Source organism: Delftia sp. ASV31, from assembly GCF_016428765.1.
GTDB classification, from domain to species: domain Bacteria; phylum Pseudomonadota; class Gammaproteobacteria; order Burkholderiales; family Burkholderiaceae_C; genus Comamonas; species Comamonas acidovorans.
The window spans coordinates 1-507 of record NZ_JAELTK010000207.1 but is presented as its reverse complement, the minus strand read 5'-3'; the positions used below and the strand labels follow the sequence as shown (position 1 = coordinate 507).

At 57.6% G+C, this 507-nt stretch carries 1 pseudogene; it reads right to left on the bottom strand.

What is annotated here, in order from left to right:
• Positions 1 to 288: 288 nt before the first annotated feature.
• A pseudogene (locus tag JHD82_RS29030) lies at positions 289 to 507 on the bottom strand (hypothetical protein); the annotation flags it as partial.

Here is a 507-nt window from a genome sequence, read left to right as displayed (position 1 = left end):
ATTTTCTGCATTGAAATTTTCGGTTGCGGGCTTGTCCTTGCTTGCACTGAGTTCTGTCCATGCGCAATCCACTCAGAGTGGAATCGTCAGATTCACAGGAAATATTTCTCCTGTCACTTGCATCGTCAATCTGGGAAGTCGAGACCAGAAGATCGATTTCGGTATCGTACCTCCCAATGACCGCGGTTTCACGTCTGGCGGTGGCGCCGTGGGCAACGTTGCTCTTCCCGCCCATCAGAGAACGATCACCATCAGGCTGGATGGCTGCTCAACCCCAGGAGCGAACAATCAGCCCACCACTGCCACGGTCCGTTTTGATGGCCCCATCAGGAACGGCCGCATCAATACGAGCAATGCCACGGCCGACATCCAGTTACTGGAGAACAACTCGACAACGGCCATCTGGGATCTGAGCGGCCCCTGTCTCTTATACACATCTGACGCTGCCGACGAAATGCGAACAGTGTGGGTGGCGGGGGGGGGGGGGGGGGGGGGGGGGGGGGGGGG